Below are 26,583 nucleotides of genomic sequence, written 5' to 3' on the forward strand. Positions count from 1 at the left end.
CCCGGGGCCCGGCGCCCCGGCCCAGCGGCGCGCCGGAGCGTGCGCCCGCCCGACGCGAACGAGTGAGCCGATGCCCGTCTTCGAGATCGGCGCCGAGGACTTCCTCCTCGACGGCCGTCCCCACCAGATCCTCTCCGGCGCCCTGCACTACTTCCGGGTCCACCCCGACCAGTGGGCCGACCGCATCGCCAAGGCCCGCCTGCTGGGCCTCAACACCATCGAGACGTACGTGGCGTGGAACTTCCACGCGCCGACCGCGGATGCCTTCGACACGAGCGGCCGGCGCGACCTCGGCCGGTTCCTCGACCTGGTCGCCGACGCCGGGATGCACGCCATCGTCCGGCCCGGCCCGTACATCTGCGCCGAGTGGGACAACGGCGGTCTGCCCACCTGGCTGCTGCGCGAGCCCGGCGTGGGCGTGCGGACGTCGGAGCCGCGCTACCTCGCCGCCGTCCAGGGCTACTTCGACGCCCTGCTGCCCCTCGTCGTCGAGCGCCAGGTCGACCGTGGGGGACCGGTGCTCATGGTCCAGGTCGAGAACGAGTACGGCGCCTACGGCGACGACGCGGCCTACCTGCGCACCCTGGCGCAGATGCTGCGCGACGGCGGCGTCACGGTGCCGCTGTTCACCTGCGACCAGGCCGACGACGCCATGCTCGCCCGCGGCGGCCTGCCCGAGCTGCACCGCACCGCGACCTTCGGCTCCCGCAGCCCCGAGCGGCTCGCGACGCTGCGACGGCACCAGCCCTCCGGGCCCCTCATGTGCATGGAGTACTGGAACGGGTGGTTCGACGCGTGGGGCGAGGACCACCACGTCACCGACCCCGGCGCCACCGCCGGGGACCTCGCCGCCCTCCTGGCCTCCGGGGCGTCGGTCAACCTCTACATGCTCCACGGCGGCACCAACTTCGGCTTCACCAACGGCGCCAACCACAAGGGCGTCTACCGCCCGACCGTGACGTCGTACGACTACGACGCGCCGCTCGCCGAGGACGGCACGCCCACCGCGAAGTACGCGGCGCTCGCCGAGGTGCTCGCGGCCCACCACGGCACCCCCCGCGCCGCCGTCGGCGGGCGCGCACCCGCCCCGACGCCGCAGGTGCCCGTGCCCCGGGAGGTCCGCTCGCTGTGGCCGCTTGTCGACGCGGCCGACGGCTGGTCCACCCACGACGCCCCGCCCACCCACGACGACCTCGACGCCTTCACCGGCTTCGTCCTCTACCGCACCGAGGTCCAGGTGGGCGAGGCGGCCGTCCTCGACCTCTCCGACGTCCGCGACCGGGCGCAGGTCTTCGTCGACGGCCGCCCGGTGGGCGTCGTCGACCGCCGCGACGGCGACCGGGCCCTCACCCTGCCCGGGCCGGGCGCGGTGGTGCTCGACGTCCTCGTCGAGGACCTCGGCCGCGTGAACTACGGGCCGCGCATCGGCGAGCACAAGGGGCTCGTCGGGCCGGTCGTGCTCGACGGCACGCCCGTCACGGGCTGGCGCACTCTCCCGCTGCCCCTCGAGGACTGGGTGGCCGCCGCGGCGCAGCCTGGCTCTACCGCCGCTGGCTCGACCGCCGCGGCGTCCCCGCCGGCCGCGGCTGCGGTGGTGACCCCCCGCCCCGGCCCGTCGCTGACGACGTGGGACCTGCCCGGCATGGACGCCGCCGACCTCTTCCTCTCCACCGCCGGGTGGGGCAAGGGCGTGGTGTGGTTCAACGGCTGGAACCTCGGCCGCTTCTGGTCGGCCGGCCCCCAGCAGACCCTCTACGTACCGGCGCCGCTCGTGCGCCCGGACAACAACCGCGTCGTCGCCCTCGAGCTGGCCGCCGCCCCCGACGCGGCTCTCCGATTTGTCGACGGTCCCCGGTGGACCGCCGTCACGCAGTGATCCGACACCCCGACGAAAGGTCCCACCATGACGACGTCGTCATTCCTGAGACGGTCGGTCGCGGCCGTCGCGGCACCTGCCCTCGTGGCCGGTGCCGTGCTCGCCGCGTCCGTCGGTGCCGCCCCACCGAGCCAGGCCGCCACCCCGGCGAGCGACCTCACCATCACCCCCAACCCGTGGTACGCCTCCGACCCGTTCCAGGGCTGGGGCACGAGCCTGGTGTGGTTCGCCAACGCCACCGGCGACTACCCGGACGAGCTGCGCGACGAGCTGTACCAGCGCGTCTTCGGCGAGGAGGGCATGGACCTCAACATCGCCCGGTACAACATCGGCGGCGGCCACGCCTCCGACGTCGTCGACTACCTGCGCCCCGGCGGGGCGGTCGAGGGCTACTGGGCCGCGGACCTCACCGACGCGACCTACGGCGCGCCCACCACGTACGCGAACCGCGAGGCGATCCTCGACGCGTGGGACCCGGACAACCCGGCCCACTACGACTGGGACGCCGACGCCACGCAGCGCTGGTGGGTCGAGCAGCTCACCGAGGACGAGCAGATCACCCACTGGGAGACGTTCGCCAACTCCGCGCCGTACTTCATGACGGTGAGCGGGTACGTCTCCGGCGGCATCAGCGACGGGAACGCGGAGAACCTGCGCCCGGACGCCATCGACGACTTCACCGCTTACCTCACGACCGTCTCGGAGCACCTCGAGGACACCTACGGGATCGACGTCGCCACCATCGACCCGTTCAACGAGCCCAACACGAACTACTGGTCGACGACGCTGCGCGACGGCGTGCCCGTGGGCGGGCGGCAGGAGGGCATGCACGTCGGCCCTCAGCGCCAGGTGGCCGTGGTCCGCTCCCTGGCGGCACGCCTCGCCGACGACGCGACGACGACCGACGCCGTCATCTCGGCCATGGACGAGACGAACCCCGGGATCTTCGCGACGAACTGGGCGGCCTACCCCCAGGACGCGCGTGACGCCGTCGAGCAGATGAACGTCCACACCTACGGCACGGGCGGGCGGCTCGTCGTGCGCGACCTCGCCAAGTCCGCGGACAAGCCGCTGTGGATGAGCGAGGTCGAGGGCAGCTGGGTCGACGGCTTCGACCCGTCCGCGATCGAGAACGGCCTCGGCCTGGCCGAGCGCATCACCGCGGACCTGCGCGAGCTCGAGTCCAACGCGTGGGTGCTCTGGCAGCCCGTCGAGGACCTGTACAACATGGAGCCGACGGGGGAGGACCTCAACTGGGGCTCGGTCTTCCTCGACTTCGACTGCGAGTGGTACGACGAGGGCGGCACCCAGGTGTTCAAGTCCGCGCGCCGCGTCGCCGACGCCGGCGGGGACAGCACCCAGGTGGAGGAGTGCTCCACGGTCGTCGGGTCGAAGTTCAACGTCATGCGCAACTACACGAAGTTCCTTAACCCCGGCGACCAGATCATCGCGACGGACTCCCCGGCCACCACCGCCGCTGTCGACGGCACGGGACTCACGCTGGTGCACGCCAACCCCCGCACCGAGGACCAGACGGTCACGGTCGACCTCTCCGGCTTCGCCACCATCGAGGCCGGGGCGACCGCCACGGCCTACGTCACCACCGAGTCCCCGGAGGACGACCCGACGGCGAACGGCCTCGTGCCGAGCGAGCCCGTCGCGGTCGACGTCGACGCGGCCTCGCTCACCCTCACCCTGCCCGCGCAGTCGGTGAGCTCCATCGTCATCGACGGCGTCAGCGGCGTTGCCGAGGACGTCCTCGTGGACGGCGGGGACTACCAGTTCGCCGGAGTGCAGAGCGGCAAGGCGCTCACCGCCGCCGGGCCCGGTGCCACCATCACGACCCTGGGCACGACCGCCCAGGCGGTCCACGACCAGGTGTGGACCGTCCACGAGGTGCCCGGCGCCGAGCGTGTGGGGACCAAGCGCTACGTGCTCGAGACCGCCGACGGCGAGGTCCTCGGCGCGACGGCAGCGGGGACGGACCTGCGCGACATCAGCGTCGAGGCCGCCGCGGGCAACCCCCAGACCGTGTGGATCCTCAACACCACGAACGGGAGGACCTACTCCTGGGTCAACGAGGCGCTGAGCCTCTCCCTCGACGTCGCCGGCCAGTCCAGCGCCGACGGCACCGCCGTCGGGGTCTACGGCTCCAACGGGGGCGCGAACCAGGCGTGGACGATCCGCAGCACGGAGGCCACCGGGGCCCGGGAGGTCGCCGTGAGCACCCCCGTCGGCGTCGCCCCCACGCTGCCCGGCGTCGTCGTCCCCACCTACCCGTGGGGCGAGGGCGCCCCGACACCCGTCACGTGGGAGACGCTCCCGGGCTCCACCTGGGCCACCCCGGGTGAGGTCGTCGTGAGCGGGACCGCCGTCGACGTCTTCGGCAACGAGGTCGCCGCCACGGCACGGGTCGTCGTCGGGTCGTACACCCTCACCGACCCCGTCTCGCTCACGGTGCGCGAGGGGTCCTCCGCGGCGGCCGTCATCGCCGCCGCCCCGGAGACGGTCCCGGCCCGCGTCGGGGCCTCGGCGCTCACCTTCGACGTCCCCGTCGAGTGGGACTGGGACGGCCTCACCGACGCGGCGCTCGACGAGGTCGGCGTCATCACGGTCACCGGCACCGCGACGTCCAACGAGCCGGGGGCCGAGCCGCTCGCGGCGACGCTGTCCGTCATCGTCACCACCGGCGTCCCGACGAACATCGCGCCGCTGCCCACGACGACGGCCTCGGCCACGTACACGGAGGGCGGGTACAGCATCGAGGGCACCCGCAACGGCGTGACGAACGACAAGGCGTGGTCGAACTGGCGCTCGGGCACGAGGAATCCGAGCGACACCCTCACGTACGCGTTCGCCGCGCCGGAGGACCTCGACGAGGTGACGGTGCACTTCTACCGTGACGGCGCCGGCTCGTGGCCGGAGACCCTGCGGTTCGAGTACCGCACCGTCGCCGGCACGTGGACCGCGGTGCCCGGCTACGAGTCCCCGGTCGCGGTGGTCTCGCCCCCCGGTGGCACGGCGCCCGTCGTCACCGCGGACCTCGGCGGGATCGAGGACGCGACCGGCCTGCGCGTGGTCATGAACGCCCGGGCCAACGGGTACATGACCGTGGCGGAGGTGGAGATCGAGGCGCTCGTCGCGGGGGCCTCCACGGTGGCCGAGCTCGGCGCTCTGCGCCTCGACGGCGTGCCGCTCGAGGGCTTCTCCCCGGACGTCCTCGACTACGAGGTGAGCGTCGTCGGCTCGGTGTACCCGACCATCACGGCGCTGCCGGTGGACGAGGCCGCGACGGTCACCGTCGAACAGGCGGGCGACGGCGACGGCACCGCGACGATCGTCGTCACGGCCGCCGACGGCGTCACGACCCGGTCGTACACGGTCACCATGACGCTCGCGGCCGGCCCGGACGTCTCTGTCGTGGCGGACACACGGTGCGTCGTCGGCCGGGTCGTCCAGACGGTGCGGGTGGCGAACGAGTCCGCCGTCCCGGTGGAGGTCGAGGTCTCGGGTGCGTACGGGTCCCGGACCGTGACCGTGGCCGCGGAGCGGGCGACGTCGCTGACCTTCAGCACGCGCGCGGCCTCGGTGCCCGGCGGCGAGGTGACCGCGACGGCGACCGCGGACGGCCTCGGCGAGGCCGAGGTCACCGCCGCGTACGCGGCGCGCACCTGCGGGTGAGCGCCGACTGAGGACGGCCGGTGGCCCGGGGCGCACGCCCCGGGCCACCGGCCTGCCCTCGTGCCCGTGGCCGCCTCCCCCCCCCTCGTGATCGTGCAGAAACGCTGGCCGCAGGTCTACGCCACATCGCGCGCTACACATGTCGTCAAACTGGCCGCACCCCGCTGCCGAACGCCCTAGCCTGGCGCCGTGGGGAACCGGGGCATCTACGTCGAGACCACCATCGCGGCGCCGATGGAGCGGGTCTGGGCACTCACCCAGGCGCCCGACGAGCATGTGCGCTGGGACCTGCGCTTCACGCGCATCATCCCCACGACGCCGACGGCGAGCGGCGCCACCCGGTTCACGTACACCCGCCGCACGCCGCTGCGGACCGTCGCGGGCGACGGCGTGAGCATCGGCGAGACGACCCGCCCCGACGGCACGCGCACGTCCGCGCTGCGGTTCTCCACCGGCGACCGGCTCTCGCCCATCCGGTCCGGGCGCGGGTACTGGCGGTACGTGCCCGACGGCGGCGCCGTCCGGTTCGTCACCGGCTACGACTACGCCCCGGGCTGGGGCCCCGTCGTCGACCGGATCGCCCGCCCGGCGCTGGGGTGGGCGACGGCGTGGAGCTTCGACCGCCTGCGCATCTGGGCCGAGCGGGACGAGCCGCCCGAACGCTGGCCGCTGCGCAGCGTCGCCTGGTTCTGGCGGCCGGAGCGCCCCCGGGCGTCCCGCTGCCGGCGCGCCCCCGCGCACGGCCGGCGCCGGGACGACCACCTGCGGGATGCGCCGGCCACGCTCGCCACACTGCCGGCACCGGAGGGACCACCATGAGCTCGATCTTCGCCGAGGCGATGGGGCCCGACTTCGCCCGGCTGCACCCCATGCTGCAGCGCCGGTTCAGCGTGGGGCTCGACGCGGGGCAGGCGTGCGTGGGCCGCGGCGTGATGACCTCGATCCGCCGCGGGCCCTGGTGGACGGTGCCCTTCCTCCAGATCGGGCGCCTCCGGAACATCCTCATCCCCGACGTCGGGACCGATGTTCCGTTCCAGATCGAGAACTACCCGTACCGCGACCCGCTGGGCCGCGAGACGGTGACCTTCGTGCGCGAGTACGACCTCGGCCGCCACCGGCGTCGTTTCGACGCGACGATGGTGCTCGACGCCGGGCGGGTCATCGACTACCTCGGCACCCACCAGCACCTCGCCGTCGACCTCGACCTGCGCGTGGGGGACGACGGCGGCCTCGTCCTCACCACCGACGCGCAGCGCTTCTACGAGGGCCCGGTGGGGTTCTCGTTCCCCATGCTCTTCAGCGGCCGCGCGCTCCTGCGGGAGTGGTTCGACGACGACGCCGGCGTCTTCCGGGTGGACCTCGAGGTGAGCAACGAGCGCTTCGGGTTCCTCTTCGGCTACCGCGGCTGGTTCACCTGCGAGTGGGTGCCCGCCGACGACGCCCCCGACCGGCTCAAGCCGCGACGGCACGAGCGCCGCACCTGAGGGCCTCAGGCGCGCGGGGGAGCGGTGCTCTGCCGGACCTTGAGCTCGACGGGCACGAGGACGTGCGTGTCGGGTCGGGCGCCGCCCCGGATCTGCTCGAACAGCAGGCTGACGAGGCGCTCGCCGACGCGGTGGAAGTCCTGGGCGACGGAGGTCAGCGGGGGCCAGAAGTAGGCGGACTCCGGGATGTCGTCGAACCCGACGACGGAGACGTCGTCGGGCACGCGGAGCCCGTGCTCGTAGAGCGCGCGCATGAGGCCGAGCGCCATCTGGTCGTTGGCGCAGAAGACCGCGCTGACCCGGCCGGCGGCGACGTCGTCGGCCACCTGGTCGCCGACGGTGTACCCGGACCGGGCGGTCCAGTCGCCGCGGTAGGGCGCCGGGACGGGATGCCCGGCGGCCCGCAGCGTCGCGGCCCACGCCTCGAGCCGCTCGGTGCCGGGGCGGGAGCCGGCCGGGCCGGCGACGTGGCTGACGCTGGTGTGGCCGAGGCCGAGCAGGTGCTCGACCGCCTGGCGGGTGCCGGAGGCCTGGTCGGTCGCCACGGCCGGCAGGTGCCCGACGAAGCGGGAGTCGGAGACGACCACGGGGATGTGGGGCGGCAGGACCAGCGTGTCCGGGCCGACCGCCTCCGCGCGGATGATGACGAGGCCATCGATGGCCATGGCGGCCAGGCCGGCGACGGCGTCGGTGACGTCCTCGGTCGACGGGTTGCGGACCTCGACGAGGGTGACGCCGTAGCCCTCCTGACGCGCCGCCTCGACGACGGCCTCGACCGTGCGGCTCTCACCCGTGCGGGCGAGCTGGTGGGCGACGACGCCGATGGTGCGGAAGCTCCCGAACTTCAGCGCCCGCGCGGCGGAGTTGGGCACGTAACCGAGGGTGTCCATGGCGGCGAGGACGCGCTCGCGGGTCGCGGCGCGCACCCCCGCGTACCCCGTGGACACGCGCGAGACGGTCTGCGCGGAGACTCCGGCCAGGGCGGCGACGTCGACGATCGAGGCGGGGGAGCGCACACGGCCCGTCGCCGTCGGTGCCGATGAGGCCGTCGTGGTCGGGTCGACGCGCCGCTGCGCCGTGCCGAGGTCCTCCGTCACACCGGATCTCCGTGTCGCTGTACCGAATGGGTGCCGCCCCACCGAGCGGGGCGATGTTTACGTCACCATACCGGCGCCGGTGCCTGACGGAGGGATCTGCCCGACCGTCGTCCGGGACACGCCCGGGCGCGCGGCCCCAGGCCCGGTGTTACGTTCCGACGATGACCCACCAGGATGTGGCCGAGCGCGCTCCGACATCCGTCCCTCGGACCCTCGGCCGGTGGGGACTGGCCGCGGTGCTCATCACCGGCGGGGTCGGCCACCTCACCCGCCCCGACGAGTTCCTCGCGCAGGTGCCGCCGTTCTTCCCCGCGCGGGACAAGGTCGTCTACTACTCGACGTTCGTGGAGTTCGCCCTCGGCGCGGCGCTCGTGCTGGCGCGCCGGCACAAGGTGCGGGTCGGCTGGGTCGTTGCCGCGTTCTTCGTCCTCATCTTCCCGGGCAACATCTCCCAGTTCCTCACCCGCACCGACGCCTTCGGCCTCGACTCCGACGCCGCCCGCGGGATCCGGCTGCTCTTCCAGCCGCTGCTCGTCGTCTGGGCGCTGTGGTCGACCGGCGCGTGGGCCGCCCGTCGCCGGGCGCGCGGCGCCGCCACAGGGGCCAGCCGGCGCCGCTAGCGCCTACGCCTCGTCGTGCGAGGCGCGGAACATCCACGCCTGCTTCTCGAGGTCGGTCGCGGCCGCGACGAGCATGTCGTGGCTCAGCGGGTCTTCCGACTCCACCGCGGGGAGGTTGGCCCGAATGCGGTCGGCGGCGCCTTGGAGCCGCTCCTCGAACTGCCGGATCACCTTGTCGACGGCGAGCTTCCCGCCCGGCAGGCCCTCCACCTGCGACGTCGCGGCGACGGTGGAGGCGCGCCCGTCCGGGGTGCCGCCGATCGTCGCGAGGCGTTCGGCGATGTCGTCGGAGGCGAGGCGCACCTGGTCGATGACGTCGTCGAGCTGGAGGTGCACCGACCGGAAGTGGGTGCCGTGGATGTTCCAGTGGGCCTGCTTGCCGAGCAGGGACAGGTCGACGAGGTCGACGAGTGCTTCCTGCAGGCTGCGGGTGACGGCCTCGGGCGGCGTCGCTGCCATGGTGGTCTCCCTCCACGCCGCCGGGGCGGCGTCGCGCTGGTGCGGGCGAGGTCCACGGTAGGGGCCGGTGGCGGGCGTCGCCCGAGGAGCAGCTCGCACCCGGCGGGCGAGGGCCCCCGCCCGCCCCGGCGTCGGCCGCTGCGCTACCCTGGCACCCATGACGGCCCGGGTGCTCCTTATCTGGCCGCGCTGACTTCAGCGGACGCCACAGCGGCGTCGCAGCAGCGCGGCGAACCTCCCCTGCGGGGAGGTTTTCTTATGTCCGGAGCCACCCAGCACCCACGCGAGGACGAGCGATGACCAGCGACAGCATGACCCCCCAGGCCGCGACGACGCCGCGCGGCGGACCCGAGGAGCCCCGCTTCCGGTACACCGCGGCGCTCGCCGCCGAGATCGAGGAGCGCTGGCAGGAGCGCTGGGCCGAGCGCGGCACGTTCCACGCGCCCAACCCGGTGGGCGACCTCGCCCCGGCCGACGGCGCGGTCCCGGACGAGAAGTTCTACGTCCTCGACATGTTCCCCTACCCCTCGGGCAAGGGCCTGCACGTCGGGCACCCGCTGGGCTACATCGCCACTGACGTCGTCGGGCGCTACCAGCGGATGAAGGGCAAGAACGTCCTGCACGCCCTGGCCTACGACGCCTTCGGCCTGCCCGCGGAGCAGTACGCCGTCCAGACCGGCCAGCACCCGCGGATCACCACCGAGCAGAACATCACCAACATGCGTCGCCAGCTGCGGCGGCTGGGGCTGGCCCACGACGAGCGCCGCTCGTTCGCCACGACGGACCCGGGGTACGTCCGCTGGACCCAGTGGATCTTCCTGCAGATGTACCACGCGTTCTACGACCCCGAGGCGGAGCGCCCCGACGGCGGCCGCGGGCGTGCGCGTCCCATCGCCGAGCTGGAGGCCGAGCTGGCCGACGGCACGCGCGAGACGCCGTCGGGCACGCCGTGGGCGGACCTGTCCGCCGCCGAGCGCGCCGCGATCCTCGACGAGCACCGCCTGGCCTATGTCTCCGAGGCCCCCGTCAACTGGTGCCCGGGGCTGGGCACGGTGCTGGCGAACGAGGAGGTGACCGCGGACGGCCGCTCCGAGCGCGGCAACTACCCGGTCTTCAAGCGCAGTCTGCGCCAGTGGATGATGCGGATCACCGCGTACGCGGACCGCCTCGTCGACGACCTCGACCGGATCGACTGGCCCGAGAAGGTCAAGATCATGCAGCGCAACTGGATCGGCCGGTCCTCCGGCGCCCAGGTGCGGTTCGCCGTCGAGACCCGGGTGAGCGCCGGCGAGGCGACGGGCGGCACCGCCGACGTCGGCCTCGAGGTGTTCACCACGCGCCCCGACACGCTCTTCGGTGCCACCTTCATGGTGGTCGCGCCCGAGCACATGATCCTCGACGACGCCGTCCCCTCCGTGTGGCCCGAGGGCACCAAGGACGCGTGGACCGGCGGGTACGCCACGCCGGTCGAGGCGGTCGCGGCCTACCGCGCGCAGGCGGCGGCGAAGACCGACGCCGAGCGGCAGGAGGAGGGCCGGGCCAAGTCCGGCGTCTTCACCGGCATCCTCGCGACCAACCCGGTCAACGGCGCGGCGATCCCCGTGTTCGTCGCCGACTACGTCCTCATGGGCTACGGCACCGGCGCGATCATGGCGGTGCCCGGCGGCGACCAGCGCGACTACGAGTTCGCCACCGCCTTCGACCTGCCCGTGGTCTACACGGTCCAGCCGCCCGAGGGCTTCGAGGGCGCGGCCTACACCGGCGAGGGCGCCGTCATCGGCTCCGCCAACGAGGAGATCTCCCTCGACGGGATGAGCGTCGACGAGGCCAAGACGGCGATCATCGCCTGGCTCGAGACGAAGGGCCACGGCCATGGCACCACCACGTACCGGCTGCGGGACTGGCTGTTCTCCCGCCAGCGGTACTGGGGCGAGCCGTTCCCCATGGTCTACGACGCCGAGGGCCGCGTGCACGCGCTGCCCGAGGAGATGCTGCCCGTCGACCTGCCGGAGGTGCCGGACTACTCGCCGCGCACGTTCGACCCCGACGACGCGACCTCCTCCCCGGAGCCGCCGCTGGGCCGCGTCCCCGAGTGGGTCGAGGTGCGCCTCGACCTCGGCGACGGCGAGCAGACCTACTACCGCGACACCAACACCATGCCGAACTGGGCCGGGTCGTGCTGGTACGAGCTGCGCTACGTCGACCCGACCAACGACCGCGCCGTCGTCGACCCCGAGATCGAGCGGTACTGGATGGGTCCGCGTCCGGCGGAGAACGACGGCGCCGGCCACCCGAACACCGCGGGCGGGGCCGACCTGTACGTCGGCGGCGTCGAGCACGCCGTGCTCCACCTGCTCTACGCGCGGTTCTGGCACAAGGCCCTGTACGACCTGGGCCACGTCTCCAGCGTCGAGCCGTTCCACCGCCTGTTCAACCAGGGCTACATCCAGGCGTACGCCTTCGCTGACGCGCGCGGCCAGTACGTGCCCGCGGACGAGGTGGAGGAGGTGCCCGCCGCCGACGGCAGCGGCGAGGTCACGTACCGCTGGCAGGGCACCGAGGTCTTCCGCGAGTACGGGAAGATGGGCAAGTCGCTGAAGAACATCGTCACGCCGGACGACATGTACGACGCCTACGGCGCCGACACGTTCCGCGTGTACGAGATGAGCATGGGGCCGCTCGACGTGTCGCGGCCCTGGGACACCCGCGCCGTCGTCGGCGCGCAGCGGTTCCTCCAGCGGCTGTGGCGCAACGTCGTCGACGAGACGACGGGGGAGACGACGGTCTCCGACGCCCCCGCCGACGCCGAGACCCGCCGGATCGTCGCGCGGACCGTCGTCGAGGTGGAGACCGAGATGGCGGCGATGCGCGTCAACACGGCGATCGCGCGCCTCATCGTCCTCAACAACCACCTCACGGCGCTGCCCGAGGTGCCGCGCGAGGCCGTCGAGCCGCTCGTCCTCATGACGGCGCCGGTGGCCCCGCACATCGCGGAGGAGCTGTGGGGCCGGCTGGGCCACACCGGGTCGCTCTCCCACGAGCCGTTCCCGACGGCGGACGCCTCGCTCCTCGTCGAGGAGGAGGTCACCTGCGTGGTGCAGGTCGCGGGCAAGGTGCGCGACCGACTGCAGGTGCCGGTCTCGATCGGCGAGGACGAGCTGCGCGAGCGTGCGCTGGCCACCGCCGGCGTCCAGCGGGCGCTGGGCGAGCGGGGGGTGCGGACGGTCATCGTGCGCGCGCCGCGGCTCGTCAACATCGTGCCGGCCTAGCGGTCGGGGAGGGGCGCGGGCCGGTCCGGCTCGCGGTCGGGGGCGGGGCACGAGCCGGTCCGGCTCGCGCCCGCCCCGTGCGCTGTCGGGGGCGGCCACTAGGCTGGCCCGCACCGGCCGGTGACGAGGGAGGACCGAGCGTGACGCACGCAGACGTGACGATGGGCGGTATCCCGACCGTGGTGCTTGAGCACGACGGCGCGCGGCTCGAGGTCGCCGCCGTGGGCGCGACGGTGCTCAGCTGGTCGGTGCCCGGACCGGACGGCGGGCGGGTCGAGCTCGCCGAGAGCTACCGCTCCGCCGAGGAGCTCGAGGTCAACGAGTCGGCCGCGTTCGCCGTGATGGCGCCGTTCTCCAACCGGATCATGGGCGGCACGTACCGGTTCGACGGCGTCGACTACGACCTGCGCCCCGGCCTGCGCGAGGGCGAGGACGAGGTCATCCACGGGCTCGTGCGGCGGGCGCGGTGGGACGTCGAGGAGCCGGACCCGGCGTCGGACGGGGCGTCGGACGAGCCGTCGGACGGCGCGTCGGACGGGGCCGGCGCGGCCACGCTCACCCTCACGACGACGATCCGGGACCAGCCGGGCTATCCCTTCCCGGTCGACGTGCGCGTCACCTACACGCTCGGGGCCCGCACCCTCGGCTTCGACCTGGCGGCCACGAACGTCGGCGCCTCGGACGCGCCGGTGTCGCTGGGCTGGCACCCGTACTTCCGCCTGCCGGGGCACGACGTCGTCGACGGGCTCGAGCTCACCGTGCCCGGCCGGCTGCGGATCGTGGCACGCGAGAACTACCCGCTCGACGGGGACGCCGCCTACGCCGTCGTCCCGGACGGGGTGGCCGCGTGGCGCCCGATCGGCACCGAGGAGCTCGACGTCGCCTTTGTCCTCCCCGAGACCGACGACGTCCGGACGGTGGCGCGGTCGACGTCGAGCGGCGACGAGCTCGAGGTGCGCCAGGACGGGCGCGAGGCCCACGTCATGCACGTCTACACCGGCGACACCCTCTCGGAGCGGCAGCGTCAGTCGCTGGCCATGGAGCCGGTCGGCCTCATGACCAACGCGTTCAACCGCCCCGACTGCGCCGCTGCGCTGCCCCTGGCTCCGGGTGCGACGCGGCGCCTGCGGGCGAGCGTGGAGTACCGGCCCGGCGGGCGCGAAGGGCGCTAGCCACGGGCGAGGACCTCCTGGTCCCTCCGTCAGCCGCGCCCGTACTGCGCCACGAGCTCCGCACCCAGCCGGGCGAGGTGCGCCCGGACGGACTCGGGCTCGACAACCTCGACGGCGGCGCCCCACCCGGCGAGCTGCTCCGCGAGGGAAACGGGCAGGTGCGCCCGCAGTCGGACGGTGACGCGTCCGTCGTCGGCCGTGTCCAGCACCTCGCAGTTCCGGCCGAACTGGCGGCGCAGGACCGCGAGTACGCGCGGCGTGGTGCGCACGGTGGCGCTGACGAGGGACCGGCGCTGCTCCACCTCGTCGACCACGCGCCCCCACTCGCGCGTGAGCTCGAGGTCGGTCGGGCGGTCGGACGGTTCGTCGGTGATGGTGGCACCGATGATCCGGTCGACGCGGAACGTCCGCGGGCCGTCAGCCGTGCCCGCGACGAGGTACCAGGCGCCCGCCTTGTCGACGAGCCCCCACGCGTCGAGCACGCGCTCCGTGCGCCGGTGAGCGCGGTTCTCGTACTCGAGCACGACCTTGCGCCGTCGGACCACCGCGTCCTGCAGCACCTCGACGACGCCGGGACGTGCCTGGGCGTCGGTGCCCCACGGGGCGGCGTCGACGACGACGGTGTCCGCTGCCGCCCGCGCGTCCGCCCGGAACGTCTCCGGCAGGGCCTGCACCAGCTTCTGGAGCGCCGAGCGGAGGTCCGGGGCGAGCGCCGTCGCCGGGCCGGCGGCGAGGAACAGGGCCCGCGCCTCGGCCGAGGTGAGGCCGGTGAGGTCGGTGCGGGCGCCCCCGACGAGGGACCACCCGCCGCCGCGACCCGGCTGCGAGTAGACGGGGACCCCGGCGGTCGAGAGCGCCTCGAGGTCGCGTCGTGCGGTGGCCAGGGACACCTCGAGCTCGGCGGCCACCTCCGCGGCCGTCACCCGCCCGCGCGCCTGGATGAGGAGGAGGGTGGCGACGAGCCGATCCGCACGCATGGGGCGATGCTCCTCCAGAAAGTGCTCAGTGCGTGAGCACTTTGACCCCGCAGTATCGGAAGGACCGCGGCGGACGACGCCGCCCTGAGCGCTGAGGAGTCCCGATGTTTCGAGGGTTCGCCACTGTGAGCTTCTACGCCGACGACCTTGCCGCGGCGCGCGACTGGTATACCGAGCTGCTGGGCGTGGAGCCGTACTACGCCTTCCCGCCGCCGCCTGCCGAGCCGGCGTACCTCGAGTTCCGGGTCGGTGACGACGAGGACGAGCTCGGCATCATCGACCGGCGATACGCGCCCGGCCGTGCGTCCGGTGGTCCCGGCGGTGCGTCGGTGGCTCCGGGCGGTGGGCCGGTGGCTCCGGGCGGTGGGCCGGTGGCCCCGGGTGGCGCGGTCGTGTTCTGGCACGTCGACGACCTCGATGCCACCGTCGCGAAGCTGAGGGCGATGGGGGCGACGGAGTACGAGCCCGTCATCGCCCGAGAGGCCGGGTTCGTCACGGCGTCCTTCGTCGACCCGTTCGGCAACGTGCTCGGCGTGATGAACAACCCGCACTACCTCGAGGTTCAGGCAGCGCGACCGAGGGGGTGACGCAGGGGCGCGGCCGGAGGGGCGCGCGCCCGTGAAGGCGCCAACGGCCTCTTTCCGGTGCCCCTCGACCGCCCGGTGGTGAGGCGCCAACGGCCTCTTCCCGGTGCCCCTCGACCGCCCCGTGGTGAGGCGCCAACGGCCTCTTTCCGGTACCCCTCCACCGTCGCGCGCAGCACCTTGGACTCGGCGGATCGTGCCTGTGCACAGGCGGCATTCCGCGTCGGTTCGATGTCAGACCGCCTTCCTAGGCTGGGGTCATGGCCGAGACGCTCGCGGTGACCGGGACGGGGATCCAGCCGTGCCGCTGCGCGTGGTGGGAGGGTCCCTGCGCGGAGGAGATCGCCGTCGTCGCCGGCCTCGACGCCGCGGAGCTCGCACGTCTTAACGCCCTCGTCCTGGCGGAGCTGGACCCCGAGTGTCCTGAGCGGCGTCAGTCCGGGCCGGTGGTCCCCGAGGAGGACGACGACGGCGCGCCGCTGCGGCCGTTGAGCCCTGAGCTCCGGGCGGTGGTGCGCGAGAACCAGGACCGCGCCGACCTCGTCGAGACGCTGTCCGCGATGGCACCCGGCCCAGCGCTCGCCCGCTTCCTCGACCAGCTCGACCGCGCGGCCCTGAACGAGTACGAGCTCGTCGAGGTGGTCGCGGCGTACCGGCGGCTCGAGGCGTGGTCGGCGGCCGAGGTCGCCGCGACGGCGGCCGAACTGGCGGAGCGGCCGGCGCTCAACCCGCACTGGCCGGTCGACTCCCACGGTCGTCTCGTGAAGGAGTGCGTCGCCGGGGACGAGCTCGCCCCACGGCTGGGGATGTCGCGGTCGGCGGCCCGGCAGATCGTCACGTCCGGGCGGGCGTTCCGCCGGGCGTTGACGCAGACCGGCGAGGCGCTGAGGACCGGGGCGATCGACTCGCGCAAGGCGGACATCATCGTCACCACGCTCATCCGGCACCCCGGCCCGGTGGCCTGGGCCGTCGAGCAGGAGGTCCTGCCGGGTGCAGGCCTGCGAACCCACGCGCAGCTGGTGCGGGACCTGGCCAAGGCCCTGCTCACCGTGGATCCGGACGAGGCCGACGCCCGGCACATCGCCGCACGGCGTGAGCGCCGCGTCAACCACCCGAGGCCGCTGCCCGACGGGATGGCGTCGATCTACGCGGTCCTGCCCGCCGGGGACGCGGTGGGCCTCGACCTCGCGCTGGAAGCGGCGGCGCGTGCCGCGAAGAACGCCGGAGACACCCGCACTCTGGACCAGCTCCGCGCCGACACACTGTCGCTCATGGGCGCTGCCGCCCTCGAGCTCGGGTACGTCGGGCCACCCCCGCCAGACGCGGCGCCTCGCCGGCCCGTTCGCGAGCGGGACGACGCGCGGCGGCCCCCCGCTGCGCCTGACGGCGGCGCGGCCTGCCCCGGCCTGGCCGAGCCCGACGAGGCCCAGGCGGGCTTGCCCAGCCGGACTGGTCCTCCCGGCTCAGGTAGCCCCGAGCCGGGGGACGACACCGGCACAGGCGCCAGCGAGTCCCTGCCCCCACATCGCGGTGCGGCGTTGCCGCGGATGCGACTCGGGATGATCGGCGGCGGGCGGACACAGGTCCGCGTCACCGTTCCTCTTGCGGTCGCCCTTCCGCCACCGCCGGGGCCATCGCCTGCGGATGCAGGATGGGGAGCGGATGACTCGGGCGGCGCGCGCGTCGCAGGCGAGGTGGACGTCGACGCCGCCGGTCAGGTCGCCGAGGTGGCCGAGCTCGAGGGGTACGGCCCGGTCTGCCCGGAGGTCGCCCGCGCCCTGATGCTCGGCGGGACGTGGCAGCGGCTCGTCACAGACCCGTCCAGCGGAGCAGTGCTCGACGTCGGACGCACCCGGTACCAGCCGCCGTCGGACCTGGCGACCTACGTCCGCGAAAGGGACCGCACCTGCGTGCGCCCTGGCTGCTCGACGGACGCGCGCGCGTGCGACCTCGACCACACGACGCCCTGGTCCCAGGACGGGCGGACCGCCGCGGACAACCTCGCGGCACTCTGCCCCCGCGACCACACGATCAAGACGCTCGGGGCCTTCAGCGTCCGCCACCTCCCGGGTGGCGCCTACGAGTGGACCACGCCGACCGGACACGCCTACCGACGCTCCGCGGACGGCACCGTGACCCTCCTGCCGCCGCGAGCGGCGACCGCCCTCCGCGAGCGAGCCGCGCTGCCGCCGGACCCGTGGCCGACGCGGGCGTGGGCACCGGGCGCGACGCCTACCCGCGGCGCCACGCCTGCGGCTCCGCGCGTTCCGGCTCGCCCGGACGTGGTCAGTGAGGCGGACGACGGCGCGCCATGGGATCACGGCGTGCCGTGGGACGACGACGAGCCGCCGTTCTAAGGGCGAGGGACCGCTCGGCGGCATCACCGCTCACCGGCCGCTAGCGGAACAGGCCGGCGAGCGCCGCGTCCGCGCGGGCCAGCTCCTCCCGGTCGTACGTCGACGTCGACGCCATCACCTCGTCCGCCGACAGGCGCTCGACCCGTCGCCGGAGCTCGGCGGCCACGTCCGCCGCAGTGCCGTACACGGCTCCGGCGACGAACGCGTCGACGGTGCCCCGCTGCTTCTCGGTGAGCGCGCGCGCCTGGACCGCGTCGACCGGCTCCAACGGCGGGAAGGCACCGGTCGTGCGCGAGGCGGCCATCGCCCACGCCTCCGGGAGGAGCAGGTCGCGAGCGCGCTCCCGGGTGTCGGCGATCATCACCTCGAGGCTGAGGACGACGGACGGCTCGGGACACCCCTCGCTCGGCCGGAACGCGCGCCGGTACCGGGCGACCGGTCCCGGGTCGGCGAGGAGTGCCGGCCCCCCGACCACCACGGGCAACCCCAGCTCGGCGGCGACCTCGAGCCCGCGGCCGGTGGCGAGGACGAACACCGGCGGCGTGTGATCGAGGGCCGGCATGGCCGTGACCGGCCCGCGTCGCTCGAGGTAGGCGCGGAGCTCGGCGATGTCGCGCCCGAACGCCTCCGGCGGGTACTCGTCCACTCCGAGCGCGGCGCGCACCGGTGCGGTGAACCCCAGCGAACGCCCGACGCCGAGGTCGATCCGCCCGGGATGAAGTGCTTCGAGCATCGCGAACTGCTCGGCGACGACGAGCGGTCGGTGGTTGGGCAGCATGACGCCGCCCGAGCCGACCCGGATCCGGGTCGTCCGCCCGGCGACCGCGGCGATGAGGACGGCCGGGCTACCGCTGGCGATGCCTGGCACCGCGTGGTGCTCCGCCACCCAGAACCGGTGGTACCCGAGTCCCTCGGCGCGCACCGCCCGCTCGATCGTCGCGGGGAGGGCGGCGCCGGGATCCTCCCCGGCGCGGGTGCGGGAACGGTCGAGGATCGAGAGCGGCAGGGAGAACGGAGGGTCGGGACTCATCACCGGCGCAACGTCCATGGCGGGGTGCGCTATTTCCCGGACCCGGCGGCCCGGCGCCTCAGAAACCCGCCACGGTGAGCCCCGGCAGGTCGGAGTGGACGATGGTGATCGTCCCCGCGGGCGGTCCGGCGATCGCGAAGGCCACGCGCAACGGCGGCCCGAGCCGCTCACCGGAGGAGCCGAACCGCTGGATGGTGTACTCGACCGTCTCCAGGACGTCGACATGTTTGAAGCCCCCGCCGGCCAGCGGGATGACGTACCGCGTGGCGGTCGCGCGCTGGCTCACCTGGAAGTCCTGCCCGGTCGCCTGCATGGCCCTTAGGGCACGCTCGATGCCCTTGTTCTGGGCACCGAGGTTGAACGCCGACGGCGCGTGCGCGATGCCCTCGGCAAGCTCGCTGCCGAAGCCGGGCCCGACGAGGTGCGCCCGGTGGTAGTCCCCGAGGATCGCCGCGAAGCGCTCGCCGATGCGCGGCGGGTCGGTGACGAGGTCCCGCAGCTGGGACGGGCTCAGGGCGGTGTCCTCCTTCCCCAGGCGCATGACGCCGTCGCCCAGCCACCCGCTGGTCTCGACGTCCACCCGCGAGTGGAAGGTCGCGCCGAGCAGGTCCGCCGGCGCGGCCGTGGCCACGTCGAAGGGGGCGGCGAGCCGCCCGCGGGCGGTGGCGGCGTTGGCGTCCGTCGGCGCGGTCTGCTCGTTGCGCACGACGCCGAACCGGCTCTCGCCGAGTGCCCGGATGTGCTCGCCGGTGCGGACCGCCTCGGTGCGCCACCGCTCGATGGCCAGCTGGTCGGCGATCGGGTCCCCGGTCAGCGCCGGCGGGTTGGCGAGCAGCTCGCGCAGCCGCGCAGTGTCCGCGTCGAGCTCCGCGCTGGGCAGCAGCGGGCGTCCCTGCTCCTCGAAGGTCACGCCTGCGTTCGCGGCGTCGAGCTCGCGGCGGGCCTGGTCCATCGCCGCCTGCAGGCGCCGACGCTGGCTGTGGGCGTCGAGCATGTCCGGGCGGACATCGATCTGTGCCGCGAGACGCTCAAGGTCGGCGATCTTGCCGGCGAGGTTGGTCGCTCCGATGCCCCCGTTGCGCCTCGTCGCGGGGAACATTGCCGCCAGGGCGGCACGGTCGCGCGGGCCCAGCCCACCGGCCGCGGTGTCGAGGGCGGCGACGGCGGCGTCCAGCCTGGCCCGCAGGTCCGGCTCCGCTGCGAAGAGTGCGGCCATGCCAGGGCGCCCCACCACCAGGTCAGTGCTGAGCGCCCCCGGCGCGCCACCGGGAGCTGGTGCGGGGGTGGGCGTCGGTGCGGGGGTGGGGGTCGGAGCGGGCGTGGGCGGGGGACCCGGCGTCGGACCCGGCGTGGGCGGGGGACCCGGCGTCGGACCCGGCGTGGGCGTCGTCGGGGTGCCGGGGGTGCCCGGAGTCTTCGGCGCGGGTCCCGTGGAGCCAGCAGCATCTGTCGCGCTGCCTGGCGCGCCGGTCGCGCCGCCCGGCGCCGCGCCGCCCGCCGCGGCGTCGGCCCGCTTGACCCCGGGGAAGTCCGCGGGGACCGGCCCCATGTCGCCGCCGAACCGGGCCTTGTACCAGTCGTGGTAGTCGTCCATCGTGGCGAACTGGACGATCTCCCGCCCGCCCTCGGGGGTGGGGAGGTCGATGAAGTACGGCTCGGGCGTCGACGGGTCGTAGCCGTACCGGGTGACCCCGGGGCCGGACTCCGTGGTGATCCGGATCTCCTGGACGACGGGCGCCCCGGAGACCTGCGCCTCGTAGACCGACACCGCGAAGTCGCCGTCGGCCCCCGACGGCACCTGGGCCCAGTCGGGCGTGACGCCGGTGAGGGGGTCGACGGGGTGGCTGTGCGCGACCAGCTCCCACCGACCGGTCCCCAGCTTCTCCGGGGGGATGAGCCCTTCCCACACGCCGTGACCCGGGCGGGTGTCGACCGACGCGGGCGCGCCCTGGACGACGATGTGCTCGCCGGTGACCGGGTTACGCAGCAGCGCCGCCTCCAGCCCGGGCTGGCTCGTGACGAACCCCTCGAAGAAGTCACGGGCGGCGGCCGCGTCACCCGCTGCCGCCTCCGGGAGCGCCCCGGCGAACTTGTCCTCGAGCATCCAGCGGTTGCGCGGGTCGTCGAGGTCGACGACGCCGTCGTCGCCGACGTGCGGCTGCCGGGGGTCGACGCCGTCGATGTCCTCGACGAGGTGCGCGTTCGCCGGGTCGTCGAGGTCGATCTCCGCGTCGGCGTCGGGTCCGGCGGGGGACCGGGGCGCGGGCGCGTCGGCGTCAGGCACCCGCGGACCCGTCCCGTCTGCGGCCGGACCACCCCGGCCCGCCGGTCCCGCCATCGCGTCGTCGACGGCCTTGGGGACGACGACGGCCGGGTCGGCCTCGGGCGGCAGGTCGAGCTCCACGGGGTCGGGGGCCGTCGCCAGCCCGCCGTGCCCATCGACCGTGCTCGCAGGCCCACCGCCGGCCGGGACATCAACGTCGGGCGCGCCGCCGGCCGGGACGTCGACGTCGGGCGCGCCGCCGGCCGGGACATCGACGTCGACCGCCCCCGCCGGCGCGTCCACCGGCCCGGCCGGGACGTCCGCGCCCCGCAACCCCTTGACCACGGCGCCCGCCGCCTCGCCCGCGACGTGCAGCCCCGCGCCCATCCCGGCGCCCATGGCCCCGGCGGTCCCGGTCGCCTTGACGATCGACCCGAACGGGTCGCCGCTCTTCCACGTCTCGTCGGACAGGGCCGCGGCGAGCGCCGCGGACGGCATGCCCTGCACGCCGTTCTCGATGGCCTCGGCCATCGCCTCCTTTACCAGTGCCCGGAACGCCGACTCGCTGAGCTCCTCCGCCCCCTCCTTGGCGACCTGGATGGCGAGCTGCCGCTTGATGGCGTTCTCGAGGGCGTCCATGACCCCCTTGCCCATGCCGGCGGTGAGCGCCGACACCCCGGCGTCGACGACGCCGACGGCGACATCCACGCCCGCCTCTTCCCACGAGTACGCGGCGCCCTTGAGCTGGAGCTTGATGGCCATCGAGGCGGCCGCCGACGCGGCGGCGCCCCACGCCGCGGCGGCGGCCAGCGCGGCCGGGCCGGCGGCGCCGGCGGTGAGGACCGTGACGGCGAGGCCGACGACGACGGCGCCCACCTGGGCGGCGACGTCGGTGTAGGCGTCGATCTGCTTGCGGACCTGCTCCTGCGCCTCCATCGCGCCGGCGAAGTTCATCTCGAACTTCGCGCGGGCGGCGTCGAGCTCCGCCTCGGACAGGGCGGTGGCCGGCCCCGCCTTCGCGAGCGCGGCGTCGTACTCCTCGGCCCGGCGCAGCGCCTGCTCCATCTGGGCGGCGCTGTTGAGGGGGTCGCCGGTGCCCGCCCACAGCGACCCGATGGAGCCGGTCTCCTCGAACGCCTTGCGCTGGGCGAGCACGGTCCGCATGGCGTCGAGGACCTTCTGCCGCTCCTCCGGCGTCTTGGCGGCGGCGAGCTGCTTGCCGAAGGTCTCCGGGTCCCCGTAGGCGAGCGTGTGCCCGACGTCGAGGTCCTCGCGCCCGGACAGGTCCGAGAGAATGTCGCCGTCGAACGAGCCCTTGCCGTGCTTGGCCTCGTACGCGAGGCGGATCTTCGCGATCTGCTCGGGCGTCTTGCCCTTGAGCGTCTCCTTGAGCTTGTCCTCGTCTGTGCCGCTCCCGGCGACGGCGTAGTAGATCTCGTCCTCAGGCTTCAGCGCCCCGCCGGCCGCGACGAGGTCCTGGATCTCCAGCTGGGAGTAGCCCGACGTCTCCTGCGCGATGAGCTGGTCGAACGTCTGCTTCCCGCCGGACGCGGTGGCGTACGCGTCCTTGAGCGCGCCCATGTTCGCCTGCGACTTCGCGGTGACGGCGGCGTCCCGGGCGTCGTACCTCGTCTTCCACGACGCCTGCGCGGCCTTGAACTCCTCCGGGGTGAGGTCCCCGGCCTCCCACGCCGCCTTGATCCGGGCCTGCTCCGCGGCGAGGTCGAGGTTGACGTCGAGGTCCGCCTGCTTGTGCTGGTTGCGGGCGATCTTCTCGAGCTCGTCGTCGCTGGCGTAGACGCCCTCGTGCTCGCGGAGCGCTCGCAGGGCGTCGATCTGCGCCCGGTTCCCGCTCTGCATCGCCGCCATGAGGTTGACCTCGGCGTTGTCGACCAGGTCCGACTTCTGCGCCTTGAGGCCCGCGACCGCCCCCTCGTCGACGTCGGCGAGCTCCGCCGTCATCGTGGTGTCCAGGTCGCCGTACCTGGCGTTGTACTTCGCCTTGACGCGGTCGTTGCGCGCCCGGATGCGGTCCTGGAGCTCGGCGGCGGTGAGGCCCTCGCGCTTGGCGCTCGCCTCCTCCTCCTCGCGGATCCGCTCGTACACCTTGCGGAGCTTCTCCTCGTCGGTCCCGACGCCGTCCATCGCCTCCTCGAGCTCGGACGCGTCGGCGGCGTCGACGTCCCCGGCGGCCAGGGCGAGGGACGTGTCGAGCTCGGGCCCGCTGAGGTCGTCGGCGAGGTCTGTGGCCAGCTCGACGCCGTACACCCGCCGGTACTCGGCGCGGATCGCCTCGATCTCCTCCGGCGTCTTGCCGCGCAGTGCCGCCTTGATGGCGTCCTCGTCGGTGCCCGCGCCGTCGACCGCCTCCTTGATGGCGGCGGCGTCCGCGGCGGCCGCCTTGCCCGCCATGAGGGCCTCGGCCCGCTCCAGCTCGTGGTCCTCCATGTCGCCGCGGACGTCGTCCTCCATCGCCACGCCGAACGTCGCGCGGTAGCAGGCGGCCAGCGCCGCCCGCTCGACGGCGGTGCGCGCCCCGCCGAGGCCGCCGTACACCTGCGCCTCGTCCGTGCCCCAGCCCTCCACCCCGCCCTTGACCTTGTTGGCGAGGACGAGCGGGGAGAACCCAGGGTTGGACTTCTGGGCGAGGAGGCCGAGGTCCTCCCAGCCCCAGGTGGCGACCGCCTGCTCCTCCATCGCCTTGGCCAGCTCGGGGGCGCGCCGGCCGGCGATGCGGTTCATCGTCGACTCCGCGACGAACTGGATGCTGCTCATCCCGCCGCGGAAGTAGGCGGCCGCGAGGGCCCGCTGCTCGCCGTCGAGCGTGGCCAGCTCGGCGGCCATGGCCTCCCGGTTGCCGGTGCTCTGCGCCTCCTTGAGCGCGGTGAGGGAGGCGAGGTCGCCCACCATGGCGTCGCGGGTCTCGGCGTTGCGCTGCTTCTCCCACGCGGTGTTGTCCGCGGCGGCCTGGTCGTACCAGTCGGTGATCGAGTCCCACAGGCGCTCCCACCACCCGCGCTCGCGTCCCTCCTGCCGGGCGGCCCAGTCCCGGATCTGCTCCTTGGCGCCGTCGGCCGCGGTGGCGATCGAGGCGTCGATGGCCGCGGTCTGCGTCGTCGCCGCCGCCTGCAGCCGGGTGAGCTCGCTGTCCACCCCGGCGCTGCGGGTCGTCGCCCACGCGAGGGTGGGCCGCGCCTCCACCGTGCCCTGGTCCGCGCCGGCGGTGCCCGGGGTGCCGGCGGTGCCCGGCTCCGCCGCCTTGCTCGCCCAGTGCCGGCGGATGGCGGCCGCCTGGGCGTCCGCGGCCTGCTTGACGACGCCCTTCTGGTCGTCGGCGGCCTTGGCCAGGTCCTCGGTGCGTCGCTGGGCCGCGGCGCGCGCGGCCGCGTGCGCCATCGCGGCAACCTCCGTGGTGCGGCCGAGGTACTCCTCGCGCTTGGCCTCGATGACCTCGGTGTCGGGCGGGCCCTCCACGGCGGACCGCTTCGCCGCGTTCTCGGCGTCGACGGCGGCCTTCGCGCCCGCGATCTCCCGCGCCTCCTGGCCGGCCCGCTGCTCCACCTTCGCCGCCGCGCCGACGCTCGCGACCTGGAGCTGCGCCTCCCCGGCCGCGGTCTCCTCGGCAACCTGCTCCTTCTGCTCGGCGACCTTGGCGGTGAGCTGCTCGGCGGTGACCCCCGCGGCCTCGGCCACGCCTTGCAGCTCGCGCTCGAGCTCGGCGCGGACCGTCGGCTCCTCACCCTGGGCCATCGTCATGACCGGTGCGACGCCGGTGCCTTTCATGAGCGCGACCGCCTGGGCGGTGATCGCGGTCGCCTTGGGACCGACCATCCCCAGCGCGCGCGCCACCGCATCGCCGAGCACGTCCGCCTGCGCGGGCGGGAGGGGCTCGAGGGACGCGGGCCCCTGGTCGACGACGGTGGGTGGGGGCTGGGTCGGCGTGCCCTCGGACGCCGCCTTCTCGATCGCCGCGACGTCCGCCTTGGCCTTCGCCAGCTGCGCGGTGAGGGAGGCGCGCTCCTTCGGGCTGAGGTCCTTCCCGGCGAGCTTCGCCTCGAGGTCGGCGACCGCCTTGAGCGTCGTCACCGGGACGAAGTCGCGCGGGTCGAGCGTGGGGTACGGCGGTGGGGTGCCGACGGGGGAGAAGGTCTGGTCTGCCAGGCGCTGCTCGCCGGCCTGCTTGACGGCGGCGAGCGCCTGGTCCGCCGGCCCGGTGTCGAGCGTGGCCTCCTTCGCGGGCTCCGCGGGCATCGAGGGCTGGACCGCCTTGGCGTCGACGGCGTAGTCCGGCTTCTCGCCCGCGCGCGCCGCGTCGATCTCCTCACCCTTGGCGTCGAGCTCGGCGGCGCCCGCCTGGGGCACCGGAGTGGCCGTGGTGGCGGCGACGGCGCCGCCGGAGGCCGCCTTCCACGCGTCGAGGGTCGGGTCATCCAGGCTCGGAGGCGCGCTCCTCGTGCGGGCCGGGCCGCCGGCTCCGGACCGGGCGGGCGGTCCGCCGGCCGGGGGAGTGCCGGCACCGGGTGCGGCGGCTCGACGTGCCGGAGCGGGCGGAGCGCCGGGACGCTTCTCGGCGAACCCGGGAGGGACCGGCGCGGCCGCGGCCCCGGTCGGCCCGATGGGTGTGGCGGCCGGCGCGGGCGGGGCTGGCGGGCGCTCCACCTCGGGCCGGACGAGCTCGGCGGGCGGCTCGACGAGGTCGGCGCGGTCAGTGGGTGGCACAGCGGCGCTCGCGGGGGCGCCGGGCGCGGCCGTGGCGGCGCCCGGGCGGGTGGTAGCGACGGCGCCCCCGCCGGCGGCACCATCTGCGGGCTCGGTCGCCCGGACGCGTCGCTCCCCGGGTGGCGCCAGCGGGGCGGTGCCGTCGGCAAGCCCGGGGGCGCGGTCGGCGAGCGGGGCGGTGCCGTCGGTGGTGGTCGCGCCCTCCGGCGCGGCGTCCTCACCGGGCGCGCGGTCGTCGACGTCGGGCCCGGCGGTGGCCGGCCTCCCCGTTCTGGTGGTCGCGTCCGTAGCCGACGTCCCGGCGAGGTCCGGGGAGGGGGTGCCGGTCACGGCTGGCGCGGCGTCCGGCACCGCAGCCTCCCGCTCGAGAGGTGCGGTGGCGTCGAGGTGTGCGCCGTTGCCGTCGGCGCCCGCGGCCGTGTCGGCAACACCGGCGCCCACCCCGGTCGCCGGGCCGCGCCCGACCTCCGCGACAGCCCCGTCCCTCCCGCCCGTGTCGGCTACGGCCAGCCCGCCGGCGTCGGCCAGGCGCGGGGACGACGGCCGGTCCGGCCCTGACGCAGGACCGGCTGTCCCGCCGTCGGCCACCCCACGGTCGACCGACCCGCTGTCGATAGCCGCGCCGTCGACCGGTGCGGGCGCCTCCGGCGCCACGGCGAGCGCTCGGGCGACCGCGCTGTTCCCCGCGCTCTGCTGCCACGCGAGGATCGCCTGGCGGGACTGCTCACGGGCGCCCGGGCCCGTGACCGGCGTCGCCGGGCGCACCGGCTCGGGAGCCGGGTGGTGCGGCGCCGGTGGGGCCTCCCGGGGGATGTGCTCAACGACCACGGCTTCCACTGTCGGCCGTGATGCCCCCGCCGCCGAGGGTGCCGGGCCGCACTTTCGGGCAGTCCGGACTGCCCGCCAGGGCAGCCGGGTGAGCACCCCGTCGCACCCCGCCGCCGCGGTGCACGGCTCGGGGGCGCAGCTCCCTGCGCCGCGCCCCCGACCGCCGG

At 74.6% G+C, this 26,583-nt stretch carries 14 protein-coding genes; 9 read left to right on the forward strand and 5 right to left on the reverse strand.

Annotated features, from left to right (window positions below):
- The first annotated feature begins 70 nt into the window (after positions 1–70).
- The 4 genes from EBO36_RS05025 to EBO36_RS05040 all read left to right on the forward strand — a co-directional run bounded on the left by EBO36_RS05025 (position 71) and on the right by EBO36_RS05040 (position 7,041).
- Positions 71–1,876 (forward strand): glycoside hydrolase family 35 protein, encoded by a 1,806-nt coding sequence (locus EBO36_RS05025; RefSeq protein ID WP_122823645.1) that lies wholly within the window; start codon positions 71–73, stop codon positions 1,874–1,876.
- A gap of 27 nt (positions 1,877–1,903) precedes the next feature.
- Complete coding sequence (locus EBO36_RS05030; protein ID WP_122823646.1) at positions 1,904–5,557, forward strand: glycoside hydrolase; 3,654 nt, start codon at positions 1,904–1,906, stop codon at positions 5,555–5,557.
- 189 nt (positions 5,558–5,746) lie between these two features.
- On the forward strand, positions 5,747–6,376 hold the full coding sequence (locus EBO36_RS05035; protein ID WP_122823647.1) for an SRPBCC family protein: 630 nt from the start codon (positions 5,747–5,749) through the stop codon (positions 6,374–6,376).
- Complete coding sequence (locus EBO36_RS05040) at positions 6,373–7,041, forward strand: DUF4166 domain-containing protein (protein ID WP_122823648.1); 669 nt, start codon at positions 6,373–6,375, stop codon at positions 7,039–7,041. Before EBO36_RS05035 ends, EBO36_RS05040 begins: the two co-directional genes overlap by 4 nt.
- A 5-nt stretch (positions 7,042–7,046) precedes the next feature.
- Here the strand turns inward: EBO36_RS05040 and EBO36_RS05045 are convergent, their stop codons facing one another.
- A complete protein-coding gene (locus tag EBO36_RS05045; RefSeq protein WP_244925361.1) occupies positions 7,047–8,138 on the reverse strand; it encodes a LacI family DNA-binding transcriptional regulator in 1,092 nt (363 codons plus the stop codon).
- 161 nt (positions 8,139–8,299) lie between these two features.
- Here EBO36_RS05045 and EBO36_RS05050 point away from each other — a divergent pair, with 161 nt between their 5' ends.
- Positions 8,300–8,758, forward strand: coding sequence for a DoxX family protein (locus EBO36_RS05050; RefSeq protein WP_122823649.1), 459 nt, complete (start codon positions 8,300–8,302; stop codon positions 8,756–8,758).
- Positions 8,759–8,761: 3 nt separating this feature from the next.
- On the opposite strand, the gene EBO36_RS05055 is transcribed toward EBO36_RS05050, so the two are convergent.
- Entirely contained in the window at positions 8,762–9,217 is a 456-nt protein-coding gene (locus EBO36_RS05055) for a Dps family protein (protein ID WP_122823650.1), read from the reverse strand.
- Positions 9,218–9,528: 311 nt separating this feature from the next.
- On the opposite strand from EBO36_RS05055, the gene leuS reads away from it, so the two are divergent.
- Together leuS and EBO36_RS05065 are read left to right on the forward strand one after the other, a co-directional pair.
- Positions 9,529–12,486, forward strand: coding sequence for a leucine--tRNA ligase (gene leuS / locus EBO36_RS05060; RefSeq protein ID WP_122825461.1), 2,958 nt, complete (start codon positions 9,529–9,531; stop codon positions 12,484–12,486).
- Positions 12,487–12,626: 140 nt separating this feature from the next.
- Complete coding sequence (locus EBO36_RS05065) at positions 12,627–13,658, forward strand: aldose 1-epimerase (RefSeq protein ID WP_127572996.1); 1,032 nt, start codon at positions 12,627–12,629, stop codon at positions 13,656–13,658.
- Positions 13,659–13,687: 29 nt separating this feature from the next.
- Here EBO36_RS05065 and EBO36_RS05070 read toward each other — a convergent pair whose 3' ends face one another.
- On the reverse strand, positions 13,688–14,635 hold the full coding sequence (locus tag EBO36_RS05070) for a helix-turn-helix transcriptional regulator (protein ID WP_122823652.1): 948 nt from the start codon (positions 14,633–14,635) through the stop codon (positions 13,688–13,690).
- Between the two features lie 104 nt (positions 14,636–14,739).
- Between EBO36_RS05070 and EBO36_RS05075 the strand changes: the two genes are divergently transcribed.
- Complete coding sequence (locus tag EBO36_RS05075; RefSeq protein WP_122823653.1) at positions 14,740–15,222, forward strand: VOC family protein; 483 nt, start codon at positions 14,740–14,742, stop codon at positions 15,220–15,222.
- A 257-nt stretch (positions 15,223–15,479) separates the two neighbouring features.
- Positions 15,480–17,576, forward strand: coding sequence for an HNH endonuclease signature motif containing protein (locus tag EBO36_RS05080; RefSeq protein WP_122823654.1), 2,097 nt, complete (start codon positions 15,480–15,482; stop codon positions 17,574–17,576).
- Between the two features lie 40 nt (positions 17,577–17,616).
- Here the strand turns inward: EBO36_RS05080 and EBO36_RS05085 are convergent, their stop codons facing one another.
- A complete protein-coding gene (locus EBO36_RS05085) occupies positions 17,617–18,582 on the reverse strand; it encodes an MsnO8 family LLM class oxidoreductase (RefSeq protein WP_122825462.1) in 966 nt (321 codons plus the stop codon).
- 82 nt (positions 18,583–18,664) lie between these two features.
- Positions 18,665–26,416, reverse strand: coding sequence for a polymorphic toxin type 4 domain-containing protein (locus EBO36_RS05090; RefSeq protein ID WP_164471352.1), 7,752 nt, complete (start codon positions 26,414–26,416; stop codon positions 18,665–18,667).
- Between the last annotated feature and the right edge of the window lie 167 nt (positions 26,417–26,583).

It is taken from the genome of Georgenia faecalis (assembly GCF_003710105.1).
Lineage (GTDB): Bacteria > Actinomycetota > Actinomycetes > Actinomycetales > Actinomycetaceae > Georgenia_A > Georgenia_A faecalis.